Origin of the sequence: Mycobacterium avium subsp. avium, assembly GCF_009741445.1 — a bacterium.
GTDB classification, from domain to species: Bacteria; Actinomycetota; Actinomycetes; order Mycobacteriales; family Mycobacteriaceae; genus Mycobacterium; species Mycobacterium avium.
Window position 1 is genome coordinate 879,821 of the sequence record NZ_CP046507.1, and the last position, 26,601, is coordinate 906,421.

Below are 26,601 nucleotides of genomic sequence, written 5' to 3' on the forward strand. Positions count from 1 at the left end.
CGCGGATGACCCGGATCATCGGCGGCGTGGCCGGGGGGCGCCGCCTCGCCGTGCCGCCCCGGGGCACCCGGCCCACCACCGACCGGGTCCGCGAATCGCTGTTCAACATCCTGGCCGCGCGCCGCGAGCTGACCGGCCTGGCGGTGCTGGACCTCTATGCCGGTTCGGGCGCCCTGGGTCTGGAGGCGCTCTCCCGCGGCGCAGCGACCGCGCTGTTCGTCGAGTCCGACCCGCGCGCCGCGGCGGTGATCGCCCGCAACATCGACACCCTGGGGCTGCCCGGTGCGACGCTGCGCCGCGGCGCGGTCGCGGCCGTGCTGGCCGGCGGCGCCGCGACCGCGGTCGATCTGGTGCTCGCCGATCCGCCCTACGACGTCGGCGCCGCCGGGGTCGACGCCGTGCTGGCGGCGCTGGCCGCGCACGGCTGGGTGCGCGCGGGCAGCGTCGCGGTGGTGGAGCGCCCCGCCGGCAGCGCGCCGCTGAGCTGGCCCGCCGGCTGGTCCGGTTGGCCGCAACGGGTATACGGCGACACTCGTTTGGAGCTGGCCGAGCGGCTGTGAGCGGGCGTGTACCGTCGTTCGTCATGGGCGCCGCTCCTCAGCATCGCTTTCGCTCTGCCTCGTCGTCGGCGCGCGTCATGGGCGCCGCTGCGAACTCTCCCGCCAGGCCGGGACGGCCCGCATGACCGGCGCCGTGTGCCCCGGGTCGTTCGACCCGGTGACGCTGGGCCACGTCGACGTCTTCGAGCGCGCGTCGGCCCAATTCGACGAGGTGGTGGTCGCGATCCTGACCAACCCCGCCAAGAAGGGCATGTTCGACCTCGACGAGCGGATCGCGATGATCGAGGAATCGACCACGCATCTGAGCAACCTGCGGGTAGAGGCCGGACAGGGGCTGGTGGTCGACTTCGTCAGGTCGCGCGGCATGACCGCCATCGTCAAGGGCCTGCGCACCGGCACCGACTTCGAATACGAGCTGCAGATGGCGCAGATGAACAAGCACATCGCCGGTGTGGACACGTTTTTCGTCGCGACCGCGCCGCGCTATTCGTTCGTGTCGTCGTCGCTGGCCAAGGAGGTCGCCATGCTCGGCGGTGACGTGTCGGAGCTGCTGCCCGAACCGGTCAACCGCCGCTTGCGCGAAAAGCTTTCCGGGCGTTCCTGAATCGGCTCGGTCGACACGTAAAGCATTGGCCCGCAAGGGTTTCGGTTAGACGCTACGCGCCTAATTCGTCGCCGGTGGTGGTTGGGGTTGGAAGGGGTCGTACCACCACCAGTCGGCGCGTTGGCCGAGGGGTCCGGGACAGGGTGGGACGGCGGGTGGGGGTCTGGTCGGTTTGCGGGCCAGTGATCCTGGTTTCAGGTGGCGCCCGGAGCTGTCGGTGACGAGGAGGGTGTCGGCGGGGCCGGTGATGGTGATCTCGCCGCGGTGGTGGGCGCGGTGGTGATAGGGGCAGACCAGGACCAGGTTGGACAGTTCGGTGGGGCCGCCGTCTTCCTAGTGCCGCAGGTGGTGGGCGTGCAGTCCGCGGGTGGCGCCACAGCCGGGGATCGCGCAGCCGCGGTGGCGGTGTTCGAGGGCGCGGCGTAGCCGCCGGTTGATCACCCGGGTCGAGCGGCCCGCACCGATGGGTTGGCCGTCGCGTTCGACCCACACCTCGCAGGTGGCATCACAGGTCAGATAGCGGCGCTCGGCGTCGCTTAGCAGCGGGCCCAAATGCAGGCCGGCGACGCGTTGGGCGGCGTCGAGGTGGACCACCACGGTGGTGTGGTGGCCGTGGGGGCGGCGGTGCGCCTCGGCGTCCCAGCCGGTTTCGATCAGGCGGATAAACGCCTCCAGCGTGCCCGGCAACGGCCGGACCTGCTCGCCGGCCCGGTGGTTGTGGTCGCGTTTCCATTCGGCGATCAGCGCTTCGCGGTGCGCGGCCAGGGCGGCGTCGAATGTGGCGGCATCGAGGCGGTCGAGCGTGATCCGCCAGCAGCTGAGCTCCTCGTCGGAGGTCTTGGTGAGGCCGGGCTGCGGTGCCGGCTTGGCCTCGGGTTGGGGCCGCGGTTCCAGCTTGACCGCGGTGCGCAGCTGGTTGACCGTGGCCACCGCGGCCAGCTGCGCGTAATGCTCATCGGATCCCTCCCCGGCACGCTGCGCGATGACTCCGAGCTGGTCCAGCGACAACCGGCCCTCCCGCAGACCGGCCGCGCAGCGGGGAAACGAGTCCAGCCGGCGGGCCACGGCCGCGATCGTCTCGGCATTGCCCGGTGAGCAGCCCGTCTTCCAGGCCACCAGCGCGCCAAGAGACCGCGCCCCGGTGGCTCCCCACAGCTGCTCGCGCTCGATCTGCGCGACGATCTCCACGATGCGCCCATCAATTGCATTACGCTGCCCGGTCAACTCCGCCAACTCGTCAAACAGCACCGCCAACCGATCGCAAGGACGCACCTCCACCTCAGCTGCCAGCACGCTCGAGGACATGACAACATCATGACAGCGGGGTCCGACAAGTTTCGGCCGTCAAACCGCGGCGGTGCCCGACCGCCCCGCGAAAGCCCGCCATCCAACATCGAAACCGTTAAGCGGCAAGCTCCTTGACATGGCAACCACCGTATGGAGTAGCCGGCCGCTGCCGGGGTACCCGTTGGCTTCGACCCCGCACCGCCGAGCCCCGTCGAAAAAGGATCAACAACGCCGACGCGGAACGTATCTTGAAGATCTCATCCGAGACACGAGGGGGATTTGCGAGGTCGGCGACGTCGATAGGAGAACGGCAGCCATGACGCTAGACAATCCACTCGACGGACCCGAGGCGGCGGCGGACCTGATCGCGCTCCTGGCCGACGAGGGAGTCGCGGACTTCTTCATCAACCCCGGAACCGACTCGGCGCCCATCCAGGAAGCGCTCGCGGCGGCGCGCGCCGCCGGTACGCCCAGCCCGCGGGCGGTGCTGTGCGTGCACGAAAGCGTCGCCCTGGCGGCAGCCATCGGCCACCACATGGCCAGCGCCCGGCCGCAGGCGGTCATGGTGCACGTCGACGCCGGGACGCTGAACCTGGGCTGCCAGCTGCACAACGCGCAGCGCAACGGAACCCCGGTGGTGGTATTCGCCGGGCGCACCCCCTACAGCTCGGCGCCCGACGTCCGCGGCCACCGCGACACCCACATCCATTGGCAGCAGGAACAACTCGACCAGCCCGCCGTGATGCGCAATTACGCCAAGTGGCACATGGAGGTTCCGCGCGGGCGTGAGCTGGCCCCCATCGTCCGCCGGGCATTCCAGGTCGCCCAGTCCAGCCCGCCCGGACCGGCCTACGTCATGCTGCCGCGCGAAGCCCTGATGGAGCCCGGCGGCCGGGCGTTGCAGCGACGGCTGCCGCCGGCCGTTCCGCCCGGCCCCGACCCCGCCGCGCTGGGCCGGCTGGCCGGGATCCTGGTCGCCGGGCAGCGGGTGGTCATCGTCACCGCCCGCACCGCCGCCGACCCCGCCGCCGCGACCGTGCTGGCCCGCATCGCCGAGATCCTCGGAGCGCCGGTGATCGACCAGGGCGACCGCGCCAACCTGCCGCCCGGGCATCCGCTGCACGTCACCGGCGACGCGGCCCCGCTGCAGGACGCCGACACGGTGCTGCTGCTGGACAGCGAAGTGCCGTGGGTGCCCGCACAGTTGGCCCCGCCCGCGACGGCCCGGGTGGTGCAGATCGACGCCGACCCGGTCAAGCCGAGCATGCCGCTGTGGTCCTACCCGGTCGAAATCGCGTTGACCGCCGACACCCGGGTCGCGCTGCTGCTGCTCGAGCAGACCCTGCTGCGGCTGGCCAACGACGAGCTGCGCGAAAAGTGGAGCACCCGCCGCGGCGCGGTGGAATCCCAAGTGGCGCAACGCCGCCGGGAAGCGGCGCGCCGGGCCGAGTCCGACAGCGACGCCGATGCCCCCGACGCGATGCTGGCCGCGCTCGGCGGCGCGCTGCCCGACGACGCTGTCGTCGTCCAGGAGGCCGTGACCAACCGGCCCGCGGTGGCCCGCCAGGTGCGGCGGCCGCCCGGGCAGCTCTTCGACACCGGCGCACCGGCTTTGGGCTGGGCGCTGGGCGGCGCCTTCGGGATCAAACTGGCCCGGCCGCACGCACCCGTCGTCGCGATCTGCGGCGACGGTTCGTTCAACTTCGGAGTGCCCACCGCTGCGCTGTGGTCCGCGCATCGCTACGGCGCGCCGTTCGTGACCGTCGTGTTGAACAACCACTCCTACCTGGCCTCCAAGACACCGGTGACGGAGCTGTACCCGCAGGGAATCTCCGTGCGCGACAATGACTTTCCCGAAACTCGGCTGACCCCGGAGACCGACTATGCCGTGCTGGCCCGGGCCTGCGGGGGCAGCGGACGCGACGTGCACACCCCGGCGCAGATGCGCGAGGCCATCGGGTGGGCGCTGGACGAGGCGGGCCAGGGCCGGTGCGCGGTGCTCGACGTACGGCTGCCGCAAACCTAGGGACGCCCGGCCCGGGAAGCGGCCCGGCACGGCTGAAGCACTCAGTGCCGATGCTCGGCGGGGTCGGGGGAGCCGCCCATCATCCGCACCATCGCCAGCCCGTTCGTGCGGACGAACCGAACGATCAGGACCAGCGCGAGCACCAGGAAGGCCACGTTGAGCCAGGTGGTGTAATTCCACGAGACGGACGCCTCGGCCACCGTCGCGGCGCGCTCGGCCGGAATGAGACCGCTTGTGCCGAAGATCAATTCGACGAGATACCCGGCGGCGACCATCGCGGCGTAGAACGTGCCCAGCAGGGTCAGCATCATCCGGGTGCCGTAGTACTTGCGGTAGATGTTCAGGATCGGCAGGATCAGCAGGTCGGCGTAGATAAACGCGATCACGCCGCCGAAGCTGATGCCGCCGTTCCACAACACCGCGGCCAGCGGCACATTGCCGATCGAGCACACGAACGACACGATCGCCACCAGCGGGCCCACGATCGGTCCCCACAGCACCGACCAGCCGGGGTGGTCCACCAAAAAGAAGCTCTGCCAAAACTTTTCGGGCACCCACGCCGCGACCGCGCCGGCGATCAGCAAGCCCAGCACCAGGTCGCGCAGGATCGCCAGCCACTCCATCACGAACACGTGCGACACCGCGGTGAAGCCGGCGGGGGAGAGCAGCCGTCGCCAGAACGGGCCGTCGCCGGCCACCGACATGTCCATGGCGGCATGGCCTTCCATCGACCCGGCGATGCCGCGCTGCGCCTGCGCGCGGGCGGCGTCGACCAGCCGCGGGCGCACGAACAGCCGGAACAGCAGCGCCAGCACTACGATCATCAACGGCCCGCCGACGAACTCGGCGGCGGTGAACTGCCATCCCATCAGCAGCGCCAGGATGATGCCCAACTCCACCACCAGGTTGGTGGAACCGATCTCGAAGGCCATCGCGGCGGTGAAGTCGGCGCCCTTGCGGAACAGCGCACGGGCCAACGCCACCGCGGCGTACGAGCACGACGACGAGGCCGCGCCCAGTCCCGCCGACACCGCAAGCGTGCGCGGGCGCGCGTCGCCCATCAGGGCCACGATGGTGGTCCGGCGCACCACCGCCTGCACCACCGCCGACAGGGCGAACCCCAGAATCAGCGCCCACAGGATTTCCCAGGTCATCGACCCGGCGACGGCCAGGGCGTGCCCGACCGCCGACAGTACCGTCGTCATGGCGATTCCTCCTGCGCTGACCCTCCCGGCGTAGTATACCCCGGGAGGGTATAAGTGAGGCGGATCGGCGACGCGTTTGTCAGACTCCACCCCGTGTGGATCCGACTTCTCGGGGCGCCGCGGTGGCAGCGGTGGCTGGTGCACTGCTGCGTCGCCGCCGTCACGTTCGGGCTGTTGGCCCCTCTTCTCATGCCTGACCTGATGGCCGGGATGGCCTGGCCGTGGCGGCTGGTCTTCCTGGTGGGCGTCAGCGCCCTGTTCGCCCAGCAGGCGGTAATCGTCGGCCGGCGGGCGTCACACGAGTACGTGGCCGCGACGCGCGGCCTCGACCGCGCCGAGCGGGCGCAGGCGATCGCGGCGAGCGTGCGCGGCGACGTCCCCGCGTCGGCGGCCGTTCTGGTGGCGGCGATCCGCATCGCCCACCTCCGGCTCGGCTTCGGCCGGTCGACTCCGAACCGCATCGCCGTCAGCTACGGCCTGCTGACGGTCAGCTGGCTGGCGCTGACAGCCACCAACGCCGACGGTCCCGGGCGCATGGCGCTGAAAGGCGTGGTCGCCGCGTTCCTCGCGGTTACCGGGGTTCGCGGCTGGCTCGTTGCCCGGCGAGTCGAACGGCGAATCATCCTGTTGCAGGACGCCTCACAGCGCTTGCCGGGCGCGGCGGCAGCCCTGCGCGCGGCGCCGCGCACCGAACCCGCCTCACCGCGCTGGCGCACGACGGTGGCGTTATTGACCGCCGTGGTGCTGGTGACGACCGGGGCGCTGGCGGCGGTCTACCTGGCTCACCGGCAGTCGCCGGACTGCCGCACCGCCAACGACATGGCGCGCTTCGTTGCCTCGCATCCCGATATGCTCGACCCCGCGTTCATTCCGGCGAACAGCGGCGGACCGACCCTGGCCGACTACCAGTTGTGGAGCGAGCAACTCGACCGTTACGCGGCATTGTCGGGCGGCGACGTCGCTCCGGGCCTCCGCAGCGCCGCCGCCCTGTCGGCTCGGGCTACAGCGGTGGTCCGGGAGGCAAGGGCCGATCCGGCCGACTGGCAGGATCCGCGGCAGCAACGGCGCCGAAACGACTACGCCACCATCGCCGGCCAGCTAGTGACCGAAGTGAGGGCTCTCGAGAGCCACTGCCCGCCGCGGAGTTCACTCCTGACCCGCCGAACATAGAATCGCCGGCAAAGAAGCGGGTGCGTTCCGGCGTTTAACGGGTGCCGAACGGGCAAATCCCCGACACACCGGCGTCGCCACCGCTGTCACAGAGACAACACCAGGCACACTGGTAACAACAGGATCTTTGCAGACGCCAGGAGGGTACGGCCGTGTATCGAGTGTTTGAAGCGCTGGACGAATTGAGCGCGATCGTCGAAGAAGCCCGTGGCGTCCCGATGACGGCCGGTTGCGTGGTGCCCCGCGGCGACGTGCTGGAGCTGATCGACGACATCAAGGACGCCATCCCGGGCGAGCTGGACGACGCCCAGGACGTGCTGGACGCGCGGGACTCGATGCTGTCCGACGCCAAGACGCACGCCGAATCCATGGTGTCCTCGGCGACCACCGAGTCCGAGTCGATGCTCAACCACGCCCGCGCCGAGGCCGACCGGGTGCTCTCCGACGCCAAGGCCCAGGCCGACCGGATGGTCAGCGAAGCGCGTCAGCACAGCGAGCGGATGGTCGCCGAGGCCCGGGAGGAGGCGGTCCGCATCGCCACCGCCGCCAAGCGCGAGTACGAGGCCAGCGTCAGCCGGGCCCAGGCCGAGGCCGACCGGCTGCTGGAGAACGGCAACATCTCCTACGAGAAGGCCGTCCAGGAGGGCATCAAGGAACAGCAACGCCTGGTGTCGCAGAACAGCGTGGTGGAGGCCGCCCACGCCGAGGCCACCCGGCTCATCGACTCGGCGCACGCCGAGGCCGACCGGCTGCGCGGCGAATGCGATATCTACGTCGACAACAAGCTCGCCGAGTTCGAGGAATTCCTCAACGGCACGCTGCGCTCGGTGGGCCGCGGCCGTCACCAGCTGCGGACGGCGGCCGGCACGCACGACTACGCGGTGCGGTAGCACCACCCTGGCGGGGCGGACGCGCCCTGGAATTGTGCGGTCGGCGCCGTAGGATTTCTGATATGACGCGGCAGCACAGCACATCGTCGGTCCGCGGCGCAGCGCCCCGGCCAGCCTCCCCGATGACGTTCGACATCACCCGGCTGGGGCGGCGGCCCGGGGCGATGGTCACCCTGCGCACGACCGTGCCCAGCCCGGCGCGCATCGGGCTGGACATGATCGCGATCGAGGCGGGAGCCCCGCTGGATCTGGACCTGCAGGTCCAGTCGGTGTCCGAGGGCGTCCTGGTGACCGGCTCGGTGACCGGGCCCACCGTCGGCGAATGCGCGCGCTGCCTGACCGCACTGGACGGCGAGGTGCGGGTGCGGCTGACCGAACTGTTCGCCTACCCGGACAGCACCACCGAAGCGACCACCGAGGAGGACGAGGTCGGCCACATCGTCGACGACACCGTCGACCTCGAGCAGTCCATCATCGACGCGGTGGGCCTCGAGCTGCCCTTCTCGCCCGTGTGCCGGCCGGACTGCCCGGGGCTGTGCCCGGAATGCGGCGTGTCGCTGGCTGCCGAGCCCGGCCATCAGCACGACCGCATCGACCCGCGCTGGGCGAAGCTGGCGGGCATGTTCGCCTCCGACGAAGCCCGGGACGAGCGGTGAGCTCACGGCAGCCGCTGCTCGACGCCCTCGGGGTCGAGCTGCCCGACGAGCTGCTGTCGTTGGCCCTGACGCATCGCAGCTACGCCTACGAACACGGCGGGCTGCCCACCAACGAGCGGCTGGAATTCCTGGGCGACGCCGTGCTGGGCCTGACCATCACCGACGCGCTCTACCACCGCCACCCCGACCGCACCGAGGGAGACCTGGCCAAGCTGCGGGCCAGCGTGGTCAACACCCAGGCGCTGGCCGACGTCGCCCGCAAGCTGTGCGACGGCGGCCTGGGGGCGCATCTGCTGCTGGGGCGCGGGGAGGCCAACACCGGCGGCGCGGACAAGTCGAGCATCCTGGCCGACGGCATGGAGTCGCTGCTGGGCGCGATCTACCTGCAGCACGGCATCGACACCGCGCGCGAGGTGATCCTCCGGTTGTTCGGCGCGCTGCTCGACGCCGCGCCCACGCTGGGGGCCGGGCTGGACTGGAAGACCAGCCTGCAGGAGCTGACCGCGGCGCGCGGCATGGGCGCCCCGTCCTACCTGGTCACCTCCACCGGCCCCGATCACGACAAGGAGTTCACCGCGGTCGTCGTCGTCGCCGACACCGAATACGGGACCGGGGTGGGCCGCTCCAAGAAGGAGGCCGAGCAGAAGGCCGCGGCGGCGACCTGGAAGGCGCTCGACGTGCTCGACCCCGCCGCGCAGACGTCCGCCTAGCCGGCGCCCGCCCCGGATCGATGCCCGAACTGCCCGAAGTCGAGGTGGTGCGCCGCGGCCTGCACTCGCACGTGGTGGGCAAGACGATCGGCGCGGTGCGGGTGCACCACCCCCGCGCGGTGCGCCGCCACGAAGCCGGCCCCGCCGACCTCACCGCCCGGCTGCTGGGCGCGCGGATCACCGGCACCGACCGGCGCGGCAAGTACCTGTGGCTGCTGCTGGACGGCCGCGATACCGCGCTGGTGGTGCACCTGGGCATGAGCGGGCAGATGCTGCTCGGCGCGGTGCCGCGCGCCGAGCACGTCCGCATCTCGGCACTGCTCGACGACGGCACCGTGCTCAGCTTCGCCGACCAACGCACCTTCGGCGGCTGGATGCTCGCCGACCTTCTCGAGGTGGACGGCAGCGTGGTGCCCGAACCCGTCGCGCACCTGGCGCGCGACCCGCTCGATCCCCGCTTCGACGCCGACGCCGTCGTAAAAGTCTTGCGGCGCAAGCACTCCGAAATCAAGCGCCAACTGCTCGATCAGCAGGTGGTGTCGGGCATCGGCAACATCTATGCCGACGAGGCGCTGTGGCGGGCCAAGGTGCACGGGGCGCGGATCGCCGACGCGCTGACCCGCAAGCAGTTGACCGCCGTGCTCGACGCGGCCGCCGACGTGATGCGTGACGCGCTGGCCAAGGGCGGGACCTCGTTCGATTCGCTGTACGTCAACGTCAACGGCGAATCCGGGTACTTCGACCGATCGCTGGACGCCTACGGCCGGGAGGGCGAAAGCTGCCGGCGCTGCGGCGCGGTGATGCGCCGGGAGAAGTTCATGAACCGCTCGTCGTTCTACTGCCCGAAATGCCAACCGCGCCCGCGGCTTTGAGGACGATCAGTCGAAGATATCGCGGCGCACGGTGCCCGTCGGCAACGCCGGGTCCACGAACCATTCGTGGCTGAACAGCGCGCCGAACACCTGCGGCGGCAGTCGCAGCAGCAGCCCGAACAGCCGGGCGGCCGGGCCGGAACGCCCGATCTGGGATCGGTGCGCGGCGAAGGCATCCCGCTTCTGGCGGGCGAAGCGAAAGACGTTGATGCGATGGGTGATCGCGGCCCGCGGGGCGTACGCGCTGCCGACGATGTCGGCTTCGTACGGCCCGGGAAGCCGCAGCAGGTGCGCCAGATCGCTGATGCGCAACAGCATTTCGCGCGGCATCGTCACCTCGAGCACCCGCGGGACGGCGGCGAGTTCGGCGGCCCGCTTGCCGACGTGATGCACCCGGACGTGATCGCGGTGGCCGTAACCGCCGTTGGCCTGGTAGCTGAGCAGCAGGTCGGCATGCTCGTCGCGGAGGATGCCGGCCAGCTTTCCGGCCGCCTCGTCGAGGTCGGCCCGCCCGAACCGGGTGCGCCCCGGCGGGTCCGGGTAGAACAGCGGGCCGTAGCCGCTGTCGGCGTAGCCGAGGCATTCCACCCGCTGTGCACCGAGAATCCTTGCGCTCGAACGTAATTCGTCGAGCCGGTGGTCGGTGTCCTCGTTGTGCACCCGCCCGTCGGTGGCCGTCACCACGACGACGCGGTGTCCGGCCGCCACCGCCCGCGCGATGGTGCCGCCGGTGAGCACGACCTCGTCGTCCGGGTGGGCGTGGAACGCGACGACGGTGGCCATGCACAGCAGTATGCCCGTGCGTGGCCGGGCGGGTGCCCGGTAGAAAAGAGCCATGGCCGAACTTTGGGTGGAGCGCACCGGAACTCGCCGCTACACGGGACACAGCTCGCGCGGAGCCCGGGTGCTGATCGGCTCCGAGGACGTCGACGGCGTGTTCACCCCCGGCGAGCTGCTCAAGATCGCGCTGGCGGCCTGCAGCGGGATGGCCAGCGATGCCCCGCTGGCCCGTCGGCTGGGCGACGACTACCGGGCGGTCATCCGGGTCTCCGGCGCCGCCGACCGCGAGCAGGAGCGCTATCCACTGCTCGAGGAGACGCTGGAGCTGGACCTGTCGGGGTTGAGCGACGAGGACAGGCAGCGCCTGCTGCTGGTGGTCCACCGGGCCGTCGACCAGGTGTGCACGGTCGGGCGCACGCTCACCTCGGGCACCACGGTCAACTTCGAGATCGCCGCCGGGGCCGGCCATGCCGGAGCCTGACGCCCGGCTCACCGCCTGGGTGCACGGGCACGTCCAGGGCGTGGGTTTTCGCTGGTGGACGCGGTGCCGGGCGCTGGAATTGGGGCTGACCGGCTACGCGGCCAACCAGCCCGACGGGCGGGTGCTGGTGGTCGCCCAGGGGCCGCGGCCGGCCGGCGAGAAGTTGCTGGAGCTGCTGCGGGGCGGCACGACGTGGCCGTCGCGGCCCGGGCGGGTGGACAAGGTGGTCGCCGACTGGTCGGCGCCGCAGGAGCGGTTCGAGGGATTCGTCGAGCGCTGAGGCTCCGCGCCCGGCCGAGTTCGAAACCCTGCTAGCGCCGGCACCAGCGCGTTTCGGAGGGCGAGCGTGCACCCAAGCGGTGGCTGATGTGACCATTGTGACCAGTGCGTCGAATGTGCGGAACGCCGCCCGATTTCGAGCCGGCCGACACCCCGCGCTGCGGCGGTGCGGGCCGATTTGAGCGGTAGTCTGGCTGGCCGTGTACCTCAAGAGTCTGACGCTGAAGGGCTTCAAGTCCTTTGCCTCGCCGACGACTCTGCGTTTCGAGCCGGGCATCACCGCGGTCGTCGGGCCCAACGGCTCGGGCAAGTCCAACGTCGTCGACGCGCTGGCCTGGGTGATGGGCGAGCAGGGGGCCAAGACGCTGCGCGGCGGCAAGATGGAAGACGTCATCTTCGCCGGGACCAGCTCGCGCGCGCCGCTGGGCCGCGCCGAGGTCACCGTCACCATCGACAACTCCGACAACGCGTTGCCCATCGAGTACTCCGAGGTGTCGATCACCCGGCGGATGTTCCGCGACGGCGCCAGCGAGTACGAAATCAACGGCAGCAGTTGCCGTTTGATGGACGTGCAGGAGCTGCTCAGCGACTCCGGGATCGGCCGGGAGATGCACGTCATCGTCGGGCAGGGCAAGCTCGACGAGATCCTGCAGTCGCGGCCCGAGGACCGTCGCGCGTTCATCGAGGAAGCCGCGGGGGTGCTCAAGCACCGCAAGCGCAAGGAAAAGGCGCTGCGCAAACTCGACGCGATGTCGGCCAACCTGGCCCGGCTCACCGACCTGACCACCGAGCTGCGCCGCCAGCTCAAACCGCTGGGCCGTCAGGCCGAGGTGGCCCGTCGCGCGCAGACCATCCAGGCCGATCTGCGCGACGCCCGGCTGCGGCTGGCCGCCGACGACCTGGTCAACCGGCGGGGCGAGCGCGAGGCCATCTTCGAGGCCGAGGCCGCCATGCGCCGCGAGCACGACGAGGCCTCGGCGCGGCTGGCGGTGGCCTCCGAGGAGCTCGCCGCGCACGAGAAGGCGCTCGGCGAGCTGTCCGGCCGGGCCGAGTCGGTCCAGCAGACCTGGTTCGCGCTGTCCGCCCTGGCCGAACGGGTGGCGGCGACGGTCCGCATCGCCAGCGAGCGGGCCCAGCACCTCGACCTGGGGCCGGTGACTGCCGGCGACACCGACCCCGACGCGCTGGACGCCGAGGCCGAGCGGGTCGCGGCCGCCGAGCAGCAGCTGCTGGCCGAGCTGGCCGCGGCGCGCAGCCGGCTGGAAACCGCGCGCGCCGAACTCGCCGAGCGGGAACGCGAAGCCGCCGAGGCCGATCGGGCGCACATGGCGGCGGTGCGGGCCGAGGCCGACCGGCGCGAGGGACTGGCCCGGCTGGCCGGTCAGGTCGAGACGATGCGCGCCCGCGTCGAGTCGATCGACGACAGCGTGGCGCGGCTGTCCGAGCGCATCGAGGCGGCCGCCGCCCGCGCGCAGCAGGCCAAGGCGGAGTTCGAAACCGTGCAGGGCCGGGTCGGCGAGCTCGACCAGGGCGAGGTGGGCCTCGACGAGCACCACGAGCGCACCGTCGCCGCGCTGCGTCTGGCCGACGAGCGGGTGGCCGAACTGCAGGCCGCCGAGCGTGACGCCGAACGCAAGGTGGCCTCGCTGCGGGCCCGCATCGACGCGCTGGCGGTGGGGCTCGAGCGCAAGGACGGCACCGCCTGGCTGACCGAAAACCATTCCGGCGCAGGGATTTTGGGACCGATGGCCAAGCTGGTCAAGGTCCGCTCCGGCTACGAAGCCGCGGTGGCCGCGGTGCTGGGCTCGGCGGCCGACGCGCTGGCCGCCGACGGGCTGGGCGCGGCCCGCTCGGCGCTGGGTGCGCTCAAGCAGGCCGACGGTGGACGGGCCGCGCTGGTGCTGGGCGACTGGCCCGCCGATCCGCCCGCACCGCAGCCGGCCCCGGCGGGCGCGCTGTGGGCGCTCGACCTCATCGACGCGCCCGAGCGGCTGCGCGGGGCGATCACGGCCATGCTCTCCGGCGTCGCGGTGGTCGACGACCTGGACCGGGCGCTGGCGCTGGTGGCGGAGCACCCCCGGTTGCGAGCGGTCACGCTCGACGGCGACCTGGTGGGCGCCGGCTGGGTGAGCGGCGGCTCCGACCGAAAACTGTCCACGCTGGAGGTGACCTCGGAGATCGACAAGGCCAGCGCGGAGCTGGCCGCGGCCGAGGCCCAGGTGGCCCAGCTCAGTGCGGCGCTGTCCGGCGCGCTGGCCGAACAGGCCGCCCGGCAGGATTCGGCCGAGCAGGCGCTGGCCGCGCTGAACGAGTCCGACAGCGCGATCTCCGGGATGTACGAGCAGCTGGGCCGGCTGGGGCAGGAAGCCCGGACCTCCGAGGACGAGTGGAGCCGGTTGCTGCGCCAGCGCGAGGAGCTCGAGGCGGGCCGCACCCAGACCGTCGCCGAGGTCACCGAGCTGGAAAACCGGCTGCGCAACGCGCAGGAAACCCCGCAGGAGCCGGCCGCGGAACCGGTGAACCGCCAGCAGATCGCCGCGGCCACCGACGCCGCGCGCAGCGCCGAGGTGGAGGCCCGGCTCGCGGTGCGCACCGCCGAAGAGCGGGCCAACGCGGTGCGCGGGCGGGCGGATTCGCTGCGCCGGGCCGCCGCCGCCGAACGGGAGGCCCGGGTGCGCGCCCAGCAGGCCCGCGAGGCGCGGCTGCGCGCCGCGGCGGTCGCGGCGGCGGTGGCCGATTCGGGGCGGTTGCTAGCAACGCGGTTGAACGCGGTGGTGGCCGCCGCGTCGCGGATCCGCGACGCGCTGGCCGCCGAACGCCAGCAGCGCGCCACGGCGATGACGGCGGTGCGCGACGAGGTGAACGCGCTGAGCGCCCGGGTGGCCGCCCTGACCGACTCGCTGCACCGCGACGAGGTGGCCAACGCCCAGGCGGCGCTGCGCATCGAGCAGCTCGAGCAGATGGTGCTCGAGCAGTTCGGCATGGCGCCGGCCGATCTGATCGCCGAGTACGGCCCGCACATCGCGCTGCCGCCCAGCGAGCTGGAGATGGCCGAATACGAGCAGGCCAAGGAGCGCGGCGAACAGGTCTTCGCGCCCGCACCGATTCCTTTCGACCGGCCCACCCAGGAGCGGCGGGCCAAGCGGGCCGAGCGGGAGCTGGCCGAGCTGGGTCGGGTCAACCCGCTGGCGCTGGAGGAGTTCGCGGCGCTCGAGGAGCGCTACAACTTCCTGTCCACCCAGCTCGAGGACGTCAAGGCCGCCCGCAAGGACCTGCTCGGCGTGGTGGACGAGGTCGACGCCCGCATCCTGCAGGTGTTCAGTGAGGCCTACACCGACGTCGAACGGGAATTCTCCGACGTGTTCGGCGTGCTGTTCCCCGGCGGCGAGGGCCGGCTGCGGCTGACCGATCCGAGCAACATGCTGACCACGGGCATCGAGGTGGAGGCCCGCCCGCCGGGCAAGAAGATCACCCGGCTCTCGCTGCTGTCCGGCGGCGAGAAGGCGCTGACCGCGGTGGCCATGCTGGTGGCCATCTTCCGGGCCCGCCCGTCGCCGTTCTACATCATGGACGAGGTCGAGGCCGCCCTCGACGACACCAACCTGCGGCGGCTGATCAGCCTGTTCGAGCTGCTGCGGGCGCGCTCGCAGCTGATCATCATCACGCACCAGAAGCCGACCATGGAGGTCGCCGACGCACTCTACGGCGTCACCATGCAGGGCGACGGCATCACCGCGGTGATCTCGCAGCGGATGCGCGGTCAGCAGGTGGACCAGCTGGTCACCACCTGAGCAGCGCGGATGGCGGGCGGTCGAGGCCCGGTGGCCGGGCGCACGGGTCCGCTTGAAACAATGTCAGCGTGTCCCAAGGTCTTTGGATCGCCGTCGCGGTCCTCGTCGTCATCGCCGTCCTGGTCGTCATCGCCGCACTGGTCCTGGGCCTGGCGCGGTACCGCCGGCGCCGGATCAGCTTCTCGACCCGCCCCGAACCCGGGGCGATCGACCGGTCCGGCGGATACACCGCGTCCTCGGGCATCACGTTCAGCCAGGCACCGACCGCCCAGCCGGCTGAGCGGCTCGACACCACCGGCTTGCCGGCGGTAGGCGACGACGCCACCGTCCCCCGGGACGCGCCGCGACGCACCATCTCCGAGGTCGAGCTTCCCGAACCCGAGACGCCGGCGGCGCCGGCTCCGGAGGCCCCCGCTCCCGAGATCGAGGAGATCGCGCCCACCGAGGGCCGGCTGGAGCGGCTGCGCGGCCGGCTGGCCCGCTCCCAGAACGCGCTCGGCCGCAGCCTGCTGGGCCTGATCGGCGGCGGCGACCTGGACGAAGACGCCTGGCAGGACGTCGAGGACACCCTGCTGGTCGCCGACCTGGGCCCGGTGGTCACCGAATCGGTCATCGCCCAGCTGCGCGGCCGGCTGGCCAGCAGCGACGTGCGCACCGAGGCGGACGCCAAGGCCGTGCTGCGCGACGTGCTGATCAACGAGCTGCGGCCCGACCTGGACCGCTCGATCCGGGCGCTGCCGCACGCCGACCACCCGTCGGTGCTGCTGATCGTCGGCGTCAACGGCACCGGAAAGACCACCACCGTCGGCAAACTGGCCCGGGTGCTGGTCGCCGACGGGCGGCGCGTCGTGCTGGGCGCGGCCGACACCTTCCGCGCCGCCGCGGCCGACCAGCTGCAGACCTGGGCGTCGCGGGTGGGCGCGGAGGTGGTGCGCGGCGCCGAGGGCGCCGACCCGGCCTCGGTGGCGTTCGACGCCGTCGACCAGGGCATCGCCGCCGGCGCCGACGTGGTGCTCATCGACACCGCGGGCCGGCTGCACACCAAGGTCGGGCTGATGGACGAGCTCGACAAGGTCAAGCGGGTTGTCACCCGCCGCGCCGCCGTCGACGAGGTGCTGCTGGTGCTCGACGCCACCATCGGGCAGAACGGGCTGGCCCAGGCCCGGGTGTTCGCCGAGGTCGTCGAGATCACCGGCGCCGTGCTGACCAAACTGGACGGAACGGCCAAGGGCGGCATCGTCTTCCGCGTTCAGCAGGAACTCGGGGTGCCGGTGAAACTGGTCGGCCTCGGCGAGGGCCCCGACGATCTGGCGCCGTTCGAGCCGGCCGCCTTCGTCGACGCGCTGCTCGGCTGAAAACCCCTCCGCGGCCCCGGCGGGACGTTAATCCCGCCGAAACACAGCGGCACTATCGCCGAAACAACCATTGCGCAATGTTCTGGATCAGGTCATCGGACGCATGTCTGATGGCCAGAAGCGGGCCGACCGGAGGAGATTGCGAGTGACATACCCGATACTGGGCCAGCCCAATACCGGCGATACCGCCTGGATGCTGGCCAGTTCCGCGCTGGTGCTGTTGATGACGCCGGGTCTGGCGTTTTTCTACGGCGGGATGGTGCGCGCCAGAAGCGTGCTGAACATGCTCATGATGAGCATCAGCGCGATGGGCGTGGTCACCGTGCTGTGGGTGCTTTACGGCTATTCGGTCGCCTTCGGCGACGACGTCGGCAACTTCATGGGCAAGCCGACGTCCTACTGGGGCCTCAAGGGTCTCATCGGCGTCAACGCGGTGGCCGCCGACCCGAGCAAAGGCACTGCGGCAACGGACATTCCGCTGGCCGGTACGCTGCCGGCCACCGTGTTCGTGGCCTTCCAGCTGATGTTCGCGATCATCACCGTCGCTCTGATCTCCGGCGCGGTGTCCGACCGGCTGAAGTTCGCCGCCTGGCTGGTGTTCGCCGGCCTGTGGGCGACGTTCGTCTATTTCCCGGTGGCGCACTGGGTGTTCGCATTCGACGGCTTCGCCTCCGAGCACGGCGGCTGGATCGCCAACAAGCTGCACGCGATCGACTTCGCCGGCGGGACGGCGGTGCACATCAATTCCGGTGTGGCGGGCCTGATGCTGGCGATCGTGCTGGGCAAGCGCCGCGGCTGGCCCACCACGTTGTTCCGGCCGCACAACCTGCCGTTCGTGATGCTGGGCGCCGGGCTGCTGTGGTTCGGCTGGTACGGGTTCAACGCCGGATCGGCCACCAGCTCCAACGGCGCGGCGGGGTCGACGTTCATGACGACGACGATCGCGACCGCCACCGCGATGCTGGCCTGGATGCTCACCGAACGCATCCGCGACGGCAAGGCCACCACGTTGGGCGCGGCGTCCGGGATCGTCGCCGGGCTGGTCGCCATCACCCCGTCCTGCTCGTCGGTCAACGTGCTGGGCGCGCTGGTGGTGGGCCTGGTGGCCGGCGTGGTGTGCGCGCTGGCGGTCGGCCTGAAATTCAAGCTGGGCTTTGACGACTCGCTCGACGTGGTCGGGGTGCACCTGGTCGGCGGGCTGGCCGGCACCCTGCTGGTGGGCCTGCTGGCCGCCCCGGAGAGCCCGGCCATCAGCGGCGTCACCGGCGTCTCCAAGGGACTGTTCTACGGTGGCGGCTGGGCGCAGCTGGAACGGCAGGCGGTCGGCGCGTTCAGCGTCCTCATCTACTCTGGTGTGGTTACGCTGATCCTGGCGTTGATCCTGAAGTACACGATGGGGCTTCGTCTCAACCCGGAGGCCGAAGCCTCGGGTATCGACGAGGCTGAGCACGCCGAGAGTGGTTACGATTTCGCCGTGGCTACCGGCTCGGTTCTCCCGCCCCGGGTCGCTGTGGCGGATACCCGCAACGGCCTGGAGGAGCAGCGAGTGGGCGACAAAGTGGAGGCAGAGCAGTCATGAAGTTGATCACCGCGATCGTAAAGCCGTTCACGCTCGATGACGTGAAGACCAGCCTCGAGGACGCGGGCGTCCTGGGTATGACGGTCAGCGAAATCCAGGGCTACGGACGGCAGAAGGGTCACACCGAGGTCTACCGCGGTGCCGAGTACTCGGTCGACTTCGTGCCCAAGGTGCGCATCGAGGTCGTCGTCGACGACTCGATCGTCGACAAGGTGGTGGACAGCATCGTCCGGGCGGCGCGCACCGGCAAGATCGGTGACGGCAAAGTGTGGGTGAGTCCGGTGGAAACCATCGTGCGGGTGCGCACCGGCGAGCGCGGAACCGATGCGCTGTGACGCCTTTCGCCAATTGCTGATACACCCCGGGCGGGCGCCGGCGGCATGACCCCGACCGGCCCCGATCCGTCCGGGCACCAAAACGCTTGCGGGGCAGTCGATTTGGCTGCCTCGCGGCGTCAGCTTCTCTCCGAGGGCGGCAAGCTGCACGCCGCCGAACTGCGGCACGCCTGGCTGGATCTGCACGAATCGTGGTTGGCCGCCAAGGCGGCCCAGATCGGTATCGCCGACGACAGCGGCTTCGCCCTGGTGGGCATCGGCGGCCTGGGCCGCCACGAGCTGCTGCCGTATTCCGATCTGGACCTGATGCTGTTGCACGACAACAAGTCCGACGAGGTGCTGCAGCGGGTCGCCGACGCGCTGTGGTATCCGTTGTGGGACGCCAACGTTCGGCTCGACCACAGCGTGCGAACCGTGTCCGGGGCGCTCGGTGTCGCCAACGGCGACATGATCGCGGCGCTGGGCATGCTGGACGCCCGGCACGTCGCCGGCGACGCGCGGTTGAGCGACGAGTTGATCGCCGGCGCAAGACGCCAGTGGCGCAGCGCAATTCGCTCCCGGATGGACGAGCTGGTGGAGATGACCCAGGCCCGCTGGGACCGGTGCGGCCGGATCGCGCAGCGCGCCGAGCCGGATCTGAAGTCGGGCCGCGGCGGCCTGCGCGATGTGCAGCTGCTGGACGCGCTGGGCGTGGCGCAGCTGATCGACCGGCACGGCATGGCTCGGCCCGAGTCGCCGGGGGGCTCGCTGGACGACGCGCATCTGACGTTGCTCGACGTGCGCACCGAGCTGCACCGGGTGTCCGGCCGCGGGCTGGACCAGCTGCTGGCCCAGTACGGCGACGAACTGAGCGCGGCCCTGCACATCGGTGACCGATTCGACTTGGCCCGCAAGCTGTCCGACGCCAGCCGCACCATCGCCTATCACGCCGAGACCGGGCTGCGCACCGCGGAGAACGCGCTGCCGCGCCGCGGGGTGTCGGCCCTGGTGCGCCGGCCCAAGCGCCGTCCCCTGGACGAGGGCGTGGTGGAGTACGCCGGCGAGATCGTGCTGGCCCGCGACGCCCGCCCGGATACCGACGTGGGCCTGGTGCTGCGGGTGGCCGCCGCGTCGGCCAGCACCGGTTTACCGATCGGCGCGGCCACGCTGAGCCGGCTGGCCGCCGCCGCGCCCGAGATGCCGGAGCCCTGGCCGCGGGAGGCGCTGGACGACCTGCTGGTGCTGCTGTCGGCGGGGCCGACCACGGTGGCGACCATCGAGGCGCTCGACCGCACCGGGCTGTGGGGCCGGCTGTTGCCGGAGTGGGACGCCATCCGCGACCTGCCACCCCGCGACGTCGCGCACAAGTGGACGGTGGACCGCCACGTCATCGAGACCACGGTCAACGCCGCGCCGCTGGCCACCCGGGTGGCCCGGCCCGACCTGCTCGCGCTGGGGGCCCTGCTGCACGACATCGGCAAGGGCCGCGGTGTGGACCACAGCGTGCTCGGGGCCGGGCTGGCCCTCGAGATCGGGCCGCGGCTGGGGATGGCGCCCGCCGATGTCGAGCTGCTCGCGCAGCTGGTCCGCCACCACCTGCTGCTGCCGGTGGCCGCCACCAGAAGCGACCTCAACGACCCGAAAACCATTGAGCGGGTGTCGAAAACCCTCGGTGAGGACCCGCTGCTGCTGGAAGTGCTGCACGCGCTGACCGAGGCGGACTCCAAGGCCACCGGGCCCGGCGTGTGGAGCGACTGGAAGGCGTCGCTGATCGACGATCTGGTTCGGCGCTGCCGGATGGTGATGGCGGGGGAGCCGCTTCCGAAGGTCGAACCTGCTGCGCCCCAATACCTTTCGCTCGCCGCCGACCGCGGCGTGCATGTGCAGATCAAGCCCGGCGGCGGCGAGCGGCTGGACGTGGTGATGGCCGCGCCGGATCAACGCGGACTGGTCTCCAAGGCCGCCGCGGTGCTGGCGCTGAACTCGCTGCGGATCCACTCGGCCTCGGCCAGCACGCACGAGGGATTCGCGGTCGTCGAATTCGTGGTGTCGCCGCTGTTCGGTTCGCCGCCGGAGGCGGGCCTGCTGCGCCAGCAGTTCACCGGCGCGCTGGGTGGCGACGTCGACGTGCTGGGCACGCTGGAGAAGCGGGACAGCGACGCCGTCGGCGCGGCCACCAGGCGGGCCGGCGAGGTCCAGGTCGGGGTGCCCGTCACCCGCTCGACCGCGCCGCCGCGCATCCTGTGGGTCGACACCGCCGCGGCCGACCAGCTGATCGTCGAAGTCCGCGCCATGGACCGACTCGGGCTGCTCGCCCTGCTGACCCGGGCGCTGGAGCGGGCCGGCACCGACATCGTCTGGGCGAAGGTCAACACCTTCGGCTCGACCGCGGCCGACGCCTTCTGCGTCACGGCCGGCGACGCCGGCGCCCGCGACGCCGTCGAGCAAAGCCTGCTCACGGTGCTGGGCGGTCCGGCCGTGGAAGTGCTCGAGGAACCGGTCGGCGACTAGCGGCCGTGATGGGCCGTCAGGAGTGCTCGGCGTTGAGCCGGCGCACCGCGTCGATGCGGGCCCGCAACTGTTCGCGGCTGGCCGCGGCGATCGGCGGTCCGCCGCAGCGGCGCCGCAGCTCGTTGTGAATCCAGCCGTGCGGCTTGCCCGTTCGATGATGAGCGATCGACACCAGCGTGTTGAGCTCGCGGCGCAGCTCGCGCAGCTGGCCGTGCACCGTGGCCGGCGGGGCGTCGCCCGCCGACGGCTGCCCGGCCCGCCGCTGCAGCTGCTGGTCCTGGCGCTGGTGCAGCAGGGCGCGCATCTGCTCGGCGTCCAGCAAACCCGGGATGCCGAGGTAGTCGGCCTCCTCCTCGCTGCGGGCCGGGGCGGCGGTACCGAACGACGAGCCGTCGAAGATGACCTGATCGAGTTCCGCGTCGGCCCCCAGCGAGGTGAAGCCGTTGTCGAGTTCGCTCTTCTCGTTCTGCGTGCGGGTGGCCGGGTCGCCGTCGAGGGGGTCGCCCTCGGAGACGCGGTGCGGCTCGCCCAGCACGTGGTTGCGCTGGGCCTCCAGCTCGCTGGCCAGTTGCAGCAGGTTGGGCACCGACGGCAGGAAGATGCTCGCGGTCTCGCCCGGGCGGCGCGACCGCACGAACCGGCCGACCGCCTGGGCGAAGAACAGCGGCGTGGAGGCGCTGGTGGCGTAGATGCCGACCGACAGCCGCGGCACGTCGACGCCCTCGGAGACCATCCGCACCGCCACCAGCCACCGGCTGGTGCTCGCCGCGAATTCGCTGATGCGCGCCGAGGATCCGGGGTCGTCGGAGAGCACCACGGTCGGCGTCTCAGACGTGATCTCGGTCAGCAGGGTCGCGTAGGCGCGGGCCGCGACCCGGTCGGAGGCGATGATCATGCCGCCGGCGTCGGGAATGTGGGCACGCAGCTGGCGCAGCCGTTGATCGGCGGCCGCGATGACCGCGGGCATCCATTCCCCGGCCGGGTCCAGCGCGGTGCGCCAGGCCCGGGCGGTCTGCTCGGCCGACAGCGGCTCGCCCAGCCGCGCCGCGTGCTCCTCGCCGGCGCTGTCGCGCCAGCGTGCCTCCCCGGAGTAGGCCAGAAAGACCACCGGCCGGACCACGCCGTCGGCCAGCGCCTCGGGATAGCCGTAGGTGTGGTCGGCCTGCGAGCGGCGCACCCCGTCGGGTCCGGCCTCGTACCGCACGAACGGGATGGGGCTGTCGTCGCTGCGAAACGGCGTGCCCGTCAACGCGAGCCGGCGGGTGGCGTCGCCGAACGCCTCGCGGATGGCATCGCCCCACGTCTTGGCGTCGCCGCCGTGATGGATCTCGTCGAAGATGACCAGCGTCCTGCGCTGCTCGGTGCGCACCCGGTGCAGCGTGGGGTGCGCGGCGACCTGAGCGTAGGTCACCATCACGCCGTGGTACTCCGGCGCGATCCGCGGGTTGCTGTTGGAGAACCGCGGGTCCAGCGCCAGGCCGTGCCGCTCCGCGGCCTGCGCCCACTGCACCTTGAGGTGCTCGGTGGGCACCACGACGGTGACCTGCTCGACGGCGCGCTGGCCGAGCAGTTCGGCGGCCACCCGCAGCGCGAACGTCGTCTTGCCCGAGCCCGGGGTCGCCACCGCCAGGAAATCGCGGGGCTGCCCCGCGAGATATTTCACCAGCGCCCGGCGCTGCCAGCCGCGCAGCGCACCGGAGCGGTCGCTGTGGTCGTTGCCGGCGCGCGGATCCAAGCTGCTGACCGGCACCGACACAGGCCCCCAATCGTTGCTCCTCGACGCGGCCAGCTCGATTGAGCGGCGGCTGTGAAATCTAGCACGCCAACGGTTTTCGGTGCGGGAGCGACTCGACCGGGCTAGCGGTGACGGGCCGCCGTCGGGGCCTGCAGCCAGTCGCGGATGCGTTCGGCGACCGCGACCCATCCCGGTTCCAGCATCATGTTGTGGCCCATGTCAAAGAACTCCGGATCGGTGCGGTAGGCCCGCGCGGTGGCGCGCACGTCCGCGGCGCTGACGAAGCCGTCGTGCGTCGCGCCCAGCACCAGGATCGGCGTGCTGACCCGTCGGGTCCTGACCCGGCGCAGCATCGGATCGGTCATGGCGGCGCGCACGCTTTCGGCTCCGGCGCGTTGCCGGCAGGATTCGACGATCGCCTCGGGGGTGGCGGCGCAGAACAGGTACTCGCGGGCCAGCGCCGGGGTGGCGAGGAATTTCAGCAGGGTGGGGGCGTTCCAGGCTTCCATGGTCATCGACGGCCGGCGGCGCCAGACCCGCAGCGCCAGCCTGAGCACGCCCTGCGGCGGCACCGACCCCACCAGCACCGCGGCGGGAACCCGGTGGGTTTCCAGGTAGCGCTGGATGACGAAGCCGCCCAGCGAATGGCCGATGAGGATCGGCGCGCCGCCCAGCTCGCCGGCCACCGCGGCGACGTCGTCCAGGTAGTCGGCGATGGAGACCCTGTGCAGCGGCTTGGACGTGGGGCTGGCGCCGTGCCCGCGCAGGCTGAGCGCGACCGCGCGGTAGCCGGCGTCGGCGAAGAAGTCCAGGAAGTTCTCCCAGCACCACGCGGCGTGCCAGCCGCCGTGCACGAAGAGCAGCGGCGTCGGGTGCTCGGCGCTGCCGGACCCCTTCTCGATCACCTCGAGCATGAGCTGACTGTTCTGTGCCGGCGTCGCGCCGTCAACCCCCGTCGAGCGTCACGCCGGCGTGGCGCTCGACGCCGAGGGTCACGCCAGCGTGACGCTCGCGCCGAACGGCACCTGCTGCGCCCCGCTTCGCGGCGCTTGCAGTGCCACTAGGCCTGGTTGCGTGGCACCTGCTGCGCCCCGCTTCGCGGCGCTTGCAGTGCCACTAGGCTGGCGTCGTGTTTGAATCGCTGTCCGACCGATTGACCGGTGCCCTTGCGGGACTGCGCGGCAAGGGTCGACTGACCGACGCCGACATCGAGGCCACCACCCGCGAAATCCGGCTGGCGCTGCTGGAAGCCGACGTGTCGCTGCCCGTCGTGCGCGCGTTCGTCACCCGGATCAAGGAGCGCGCCAAGGGCGCCGAGGTGTCCGGCGCGCTGAACCCGGCGCAGCAGGTCGTCAAGATCGTCAACGAAGAGCTCATCGGCATCCTGGGCGGCGAGACCCGCCAGCTGGCGTTCGCCAAGACTCCACCGACCGTGATCATGCTCGCCGGTCTGCAGGGTTCCGGTAAGACGTCGCTGGCCGGCAAGCTGGCCGCCTGGCTGCGCGGGCAGGGCCACACCCCGCTGCTGGTGGCCTGCGACCTGCAGCGCCCCGCCGCGGTGAACCAGCTGCAGGTCGTCGGCGAGCGCGCCGGCGTCCCGGTGTTCGCGCCGCATCCGGGAGCCTCGCCCGAGTCCGGGCCCGGCGACCCGGTGGCGGTGGCCGCACAGGGCCTCGCCGAGGCCCGGGCCAAGCACCACGACGTCGTCATCGTCGACACCGCCGGCCGGCTGGGCATCGACGACGAGCTGATGGCCCAGGCCGCGGCCATCCGCGACGCCATCGACCCCGACGAGATCCTGTTCGTGCTGGACGCGATGATCGGCCAGGACGCCGTCACCACCGCCGAGGCCTTCCGCGAGGGCGTCGGCTTCACCGGCGTGGTGCTGACCAAACTCGACGGCGACGCCCGTGGCGGCGCGGCGCTGTCGGTGCGCGAGGTCACCGGGGTCCCGATCCTGTTCGCCTCCACCGGCGAGAAGCTGGAGGACTTCGACGTCTTCCACCCCGACCGGATGTCCAGCCGCATCCTGGGCATGGGCGACGTGCTGAGCCTGATCGAGCAGGCCGAGCAGGTCTTCGACGCCGAACAGGCCGAGGCCGCCGCGGTCAAGATCGGCAGCGGCGAGCTCACCCTCGAGGACTTCCTGGAACAGATGCTCGCCATCCGCAAGATGGGGCCGATCGGCAACCTGCTGGGCATGCTGCCCGGCGCCGGGCAGATGAAGGACGCGCTGGCCGCCGTCGACGACAAGCAGCTGGACCGGCTGCAGGCCATCATCCGCGGCATGACCCCCGAAGAGCGGGCCGACCCGAAGATCATCAACGCGTCGCGGCGGCTGCGCATCGCCAACGGCTCCGGCGTGACGGTGTCGGAGGTCAACCAGCTGGTGGACCGCTTCTTCGAGGCCCGCAAGATGATGTCGTCGATGCTCGGCGGCATGGGGATTCCCGGGCTGGGCCGCAAGTCGGCGACGCGAAAAGCCAAGGGCGCCAAGGGTAAAGCCAAGAAGGGCAAGAAGGGCGCGCGCGGCCCCACCCCGCCGAAGGTGCGCAGCCCGCTGGGGCCCGGGATGCCGGCCGGGTACCCCGACCTGTCGCAGCTGCCCGAGGGCCTCAACGAGCTGCCACCCGGGCTGGCCGACTTCGACCTGTCCAAGCTGAAGTTCCCGGGCAACAAGTAGCCGCCGTGCGCTGGCACCTACGCGGTCGGAGTCTGCCCGACGAGGGCCCGATCGAACTCTGGGTCGTCGACGGGCGGATCAGCACCGAACCGGTGGCCGGCGCCGACACCGTCTTCGGGGCTTCCGGAGGCGGCTGGATCGTGCCCGGGCTGGTCGACGCCCACTGTCACGTCGGGCTCGGTGAGCACGGTGAGATCCCGCTCGACGAGGCGATCGCCCAGGCCGAGATCGAACGCGACGTCGGCGCGCTGCTGTTGCGCGACTGCGGCTCGCCCACCGACACCCGCAGCCTCGACGATCGCGACGACCTGCCCCGCATCATCCGGGCCGGCAAACACCTGGCCCGGCCCAAGCGGTACGCGGCGGGCTTCTCCCGCGAGCTGGACGACGAGTGGCAGCTGCCCGACGCGGTCGCGCAGGAGGCCAAACGGGGCGACGGCTGGATCAAGCTGGTCGGCGACTGGATCGACCGCAGCGTCGGCGACCTGGCGCCGTTGTGGTCCGATGAGGTGCTCAAGGCCGCCATCGACACCGCCCACGCGCACGGCGCCCGGGTCACCGCGCACGTCTTCAGCGAGGACGCGCTGCCCGGGCTGATCAACGCCGGCATCGACTGCATCGAGCACGGCACCGGGCTGACCGACGACACCATCGAGCTGATGGTGTCCCGCGGCACCGCGCTGGTGCCCACCCTGGTCAACGTCGTCGAGAATTTCCCCGGCATCGCCCAGGCCGCCGCCAAGTACCCGACGTATGCCGCCCACATGCGCGACCTGTATGCGCGCGGCCCGTCCCGGATCGCCGCGGCCCGCGAGGCGGGCGTGCCGATCTACGCCGGCAGCGACGCCGGCACCATGGTCGCCCCCGGGCGCATCGCCGACGAGGTGGAAGCGCTCAAGGGCATCGGGATGACGGCGACGCAGGCGCTGGGGGCGGCGTGCTGGGACGCGCGGCGCTGGCTGGGCCGGCCCGGACTCGAGCACGGCGCGTCGGCCGACCTGTTGTGCTTCGCCGAGGATCCGCGCTCCGGGCCGGCCGTACTTCGAAATCCCGATCTGATCATGTTGCGCGGCAACATCTTTCGTTCACCTGCCTAACCCGGCGCGTCGCACC

21 protein-coding genes and 1 pseudogene are annotated in these 26,601 nt (G+C 71.5%); 17 read left to right on the plus strand and 5 right to left on the minus strand.

Annotated elements, in window-relative coordinates; genetic code table 11:
* Window positions 1-5: 5 nt before the first annotated feature.
* A complete protein-coding gene (gene rsmD, locus MAA44156_RS04400) occupies window positions 6-560 on the plus strand; it encodes a 16S rRNA (guanine(966)-N(2))-methyltransferase RsmD (protein ID WP_033726158.1) in 555 nt (184 codons plus the stop codon).
* Window positions 561-681: 121 nt separating this feature from the next.
* On the plus strand, window positions 682-1,164 hold the full coding sequence (gene coaD, locus MAA44156_RS04405; RefSeq protein WP_003875043.1) for a pantetheine-phosphate adenylyltransferase: 483 nt from the start codon (window positions 682-684) through the stop codon (window positions 1,162-1,164).
* Window positions 1,165-1,224: 60 nt separating this feature from the next.
* Here coaD and MAA44156_RS04410 read toward each other — a convergent pair.
* A pseudogene (locus tag MAA44156_RS04410) lies at window positions 1,225-2,469 on the minus strand (HNH endonuclease signature motif containing protein).
* A gap of 298 nt (window positions 2,470-2,767) precedes the next feature.
* On the opposite strand from MAA44156_RS04410, the gene MAA44156_RS04415 reads away from it, so the two are divergent.
* The gene (locus tag MAA44156_RS04415) at window positions 2,768-4,477 is read left to right on the plus strand and encodes a thiamine pyrophosphate-requiring protein (RefSeq protein ID WP_009978197.1); all 1,710 of its coding nucleotides are present in this window, start codon (window positions 2,768-2,770) and stop codon (window positions 4,475-4,477) included.
* A gap of 41 nt (window positions 4,478-4,518) precedes the next feature.
* Here MAA44156_RS04415 and MAA44156_RS04420 read toward each other — a convergent pair whose 3' ends face one another.
* Window positions 4,519-5,682, minus strand: a complete 1,164-nt coding sequence (locus MAA44156_RS04420; RefSeq protein WP_009978196.1) for a permease — start codon at window positions 5,680-5,682, stop codon at window positions 4,519-4,521.
* A 189-nt stretch (window positions 5,683-5,871) separates the two neighbouring features.
* On the opposite strand from MAA44156_RS04420, the gene MAA44156_RS04425 reads away from it, so the two are divergent.
* The 5 genes from MAA44156_RS04425 (at window position 5,872) to mutM (ending at window position 9,980) form a co-directional block, all read left to right on the plus strand.
* Window positions 5,872-6,852, plus strand: a complete 981-nt coding sequence (locus tag MAA44156_RS04425) for a hypothetical protein (protein WP_227974621.1) — start codon at window positions 5,872-5,874, stop codon at window positions 6,850-6,852.
* 152 nt (window positions 6,853-7,004) lie between these two features.
* The gene (gene sepIVA, locus MAA44156_RS04430) at window positions 7,005-7,742 is read left to right on the plus strand and encodes a cell division protein SepIVA (protein WP_009978193.1); all 738 of its coding nucleotides are present in this window, start codon (window positions 7,005-7,007) and stop codon (window positions 7,740-7,742) included.
* A gap of 62 nt (window positions 7,743-7,804) precedes the next feature.
* Window positions 7,805-8,398 (plus strand): YceD family protein, encoded by a 594-nt coding sequence (locus MAA44156_RS04435; RefSeq protein ID WP_179143985.1) that lies wholly within the window; start codon window positions 7,805-7,807, stop codon window positions 8,396-8,398.
* Complete coding sequence (gene rnc, locus MAA44156_RS04440; protein WP_009978190.1) at window positions 8,395-9,108, plus strand: ribonuclease III; 714 nt, start codon at window positions 8,395-8,397, stop codon at window positions 9,106-9,108. Before MAA44156_RS04435 ends, rnc begins: the two co-directional genes overlap by 4 nt.
* Before the next feature lie 20 nt (window positions 9,109-9,128).
* On the plus strand, window positions 9,129-9,980 hold the full coding sequence (gene mutM / locus MAA44156_RS04445; protein WP_009978189.1) for a DNA-formamidopyrimidine glycosylase: 852 nt from the start codon (window positions 9,129-9,131) through the stop codon (window positions 9,978-9,980).
* Between the two features lie 6 nt (window positions 9,981-9,986).
* On the opposite strand, the gene MAA44156_RS04450 is transcribed toward mutM, so the two are convergent.
* A complete protein-coding gene (locus MAA44156_RS04450) occupies window positions 9,987-10,763 on the minus strand; it encodes a PIG-L deacetylase family protein (protein WP_003875051.1) in 777 nt (258 codons plus the stop codon).
* A 52-nt stretch (window positions 10,764-10,815) separates the two neighbouring features.
* Between MAA44156_RS04450 and MAA44156_RS04455 the strand changes: the two genes are divergently transcribed.
* From MAA44156_RS04455 to MAA44156_RS04485, 7 genes are all read left to right on the plus strand, one after another.
* Window positions 10,816-11,241, plus strand: coding sequence for an OsmC family protein (locus MAA44156_RS04455; RefSeq protein ID WP_009978188.1), 426 nt, complete (start codon window positions 10,816-10,818; stop codon window positions 11,239-11,241).
* The gene (locus MAA44156_RS04460) at window positions 11,228-11,521 is read left to right on the plus strand and encodes an acylphosphatase (protein ID WP_003875053.1); all 294 of its coding nucleotides are present in this window, start codon (window positions 11,228-11,230) and stop codon (window positions 11,519-11,521) included. The genes MAA44156_RS04455 and MAA44156_RS04460 overlap by 14 nt, the downstream gene beginning before the upstream one ends.
* A 199-nt stretch (window positions 11,522-11,720) precedes the next feature.
* The gene (gene smc / locus MAA44156_RS04465) at window positions 11,721-15,311 is read left to right on the plus strand and encodes a chromosome segregation protein SMC (RefSeq protein ID WP_011725669.1); all 3,591 of its coding nucleotides are present in this window, start codon (window positions 11,721-11,723) and stop codon (window positions 15,309-15,311) included.
* 68 nt (window positions 15,312-15,379) lie between these two features.
* Window positions 15,380-16,666: a signal recognition particle-docking protein FtsY gene (gene ftsY, locus MAA44156_RS04470; RefSeq protein ID WP_009978180.1), complete on the plus strand. Its 1,287-nt coding sequence runs from the start codon at window positions 15,380-15,382 to the stop codon at window positions 16,664-16,666.
* Window positions 16,667-16,769: 103 nt separating this feature from the next.
* The gene (locus MAA44156_RS04475) at window positions 16,770-18,245 is read left to right on the plus strand and encodes an ammonium transporter (RefSeq protein WP_042632831.1); all 1,476 of its coding nucleotides are present in this window, start codon (window positions 16,770-16,772) and stop codon (window positions 18,243-18,245) included.
* Complete coding sequence (gene glnB / locus MAA44156_RS04480) at window positions 18,242-18,580, plus strand: nitrogen regulatory protein P-II (RefSeq protein WP_003878721.1); 339 nt, start codon at window positions 18,242-18,244, stop codon at window positions 18,578-18,580. The genes MAA44156_RS04475 and glnB overlap by 4 nt, the downstream gene beginning before the upstream one ends.
* Window positions 18,581-18,625: 45 nt before the next feature.
* Window positions 18,626-21,070, plus strand: coding sequence for a [protein-PII] uridylyltransferase (locus MAA44156_RS04485; RefSeq protein WP_011725667.1), 2,445 nt, complete (start codon window positions 18,626-18,628; stop codon window positions 21,068-21,070).
* 16 nt (window positions 21,071-21,086) lie between these two features.
* On the opposite strand, the gene MAA44156_RS04490 is transcribed toward MAA44156_RS04485, so the two are convergent.
* Both MAA44156_RS04490 and MAA44156_RS04495 read right to left on the minus strand, forming a co-directional pair.
* Window positions 21,087-22,826 carry a DEAD/DEAH box helicase gene (locus MAA44156_RS04490; protein ID WP_009978175.1) on the minus strand — a complete coding sequence of 580 codons (1,740 nt, stop codon included), beginning with the start codon at window positions 22,824-22,826 and terminating at the stop codon, window positions 21,087-21,089.
* Between the two features lie 101 nt (window positions 22,827-22,927).
* The gene (locus tag MAA44156_RS04495) at window positions 22,928-23,719 is read right to left on the minus strand and encodes an alpha/beta hydrolase (RefSeq protein ID WP_009978174.1); all 792 of its coding nucleotides are present in this window, start codon (window positions 23,717-23,719) and stop codon (window positions 22,928-22,930) included.
* 215 nt (window positions 23,720-23,934) lie between these two features.
* Between MAA44156_RS04495 and ffh the strand changes: the two genes are divergently transcribed.
* Window positions 23,935-25,488, plus strand: coding sequence for a signal recognition particle protein (ffh, locus tag MAA44156_RS04500; RefSeq protein WP_009978173.1), 1,554 nt, complete (start codon window positions 23,935-23,937; stop codon window positions 25,486-25,488).
* Window positions 25,489-25,493: 5 nt separating this feature from the next.
* Complete coding sequence (locus MAA44156_RS04505; protein WP_003875064.1) at window positions 25,494-26,585, plus strand: metal-dependent hydrolase family protein; 1,092 nt, start codon at window positions 25,494-25,496, stop codon at window positions 26,583-26,585.
* The last annotated feature ends 16 nt before the right edge of the window (window positions 26,586-26,601 follow it).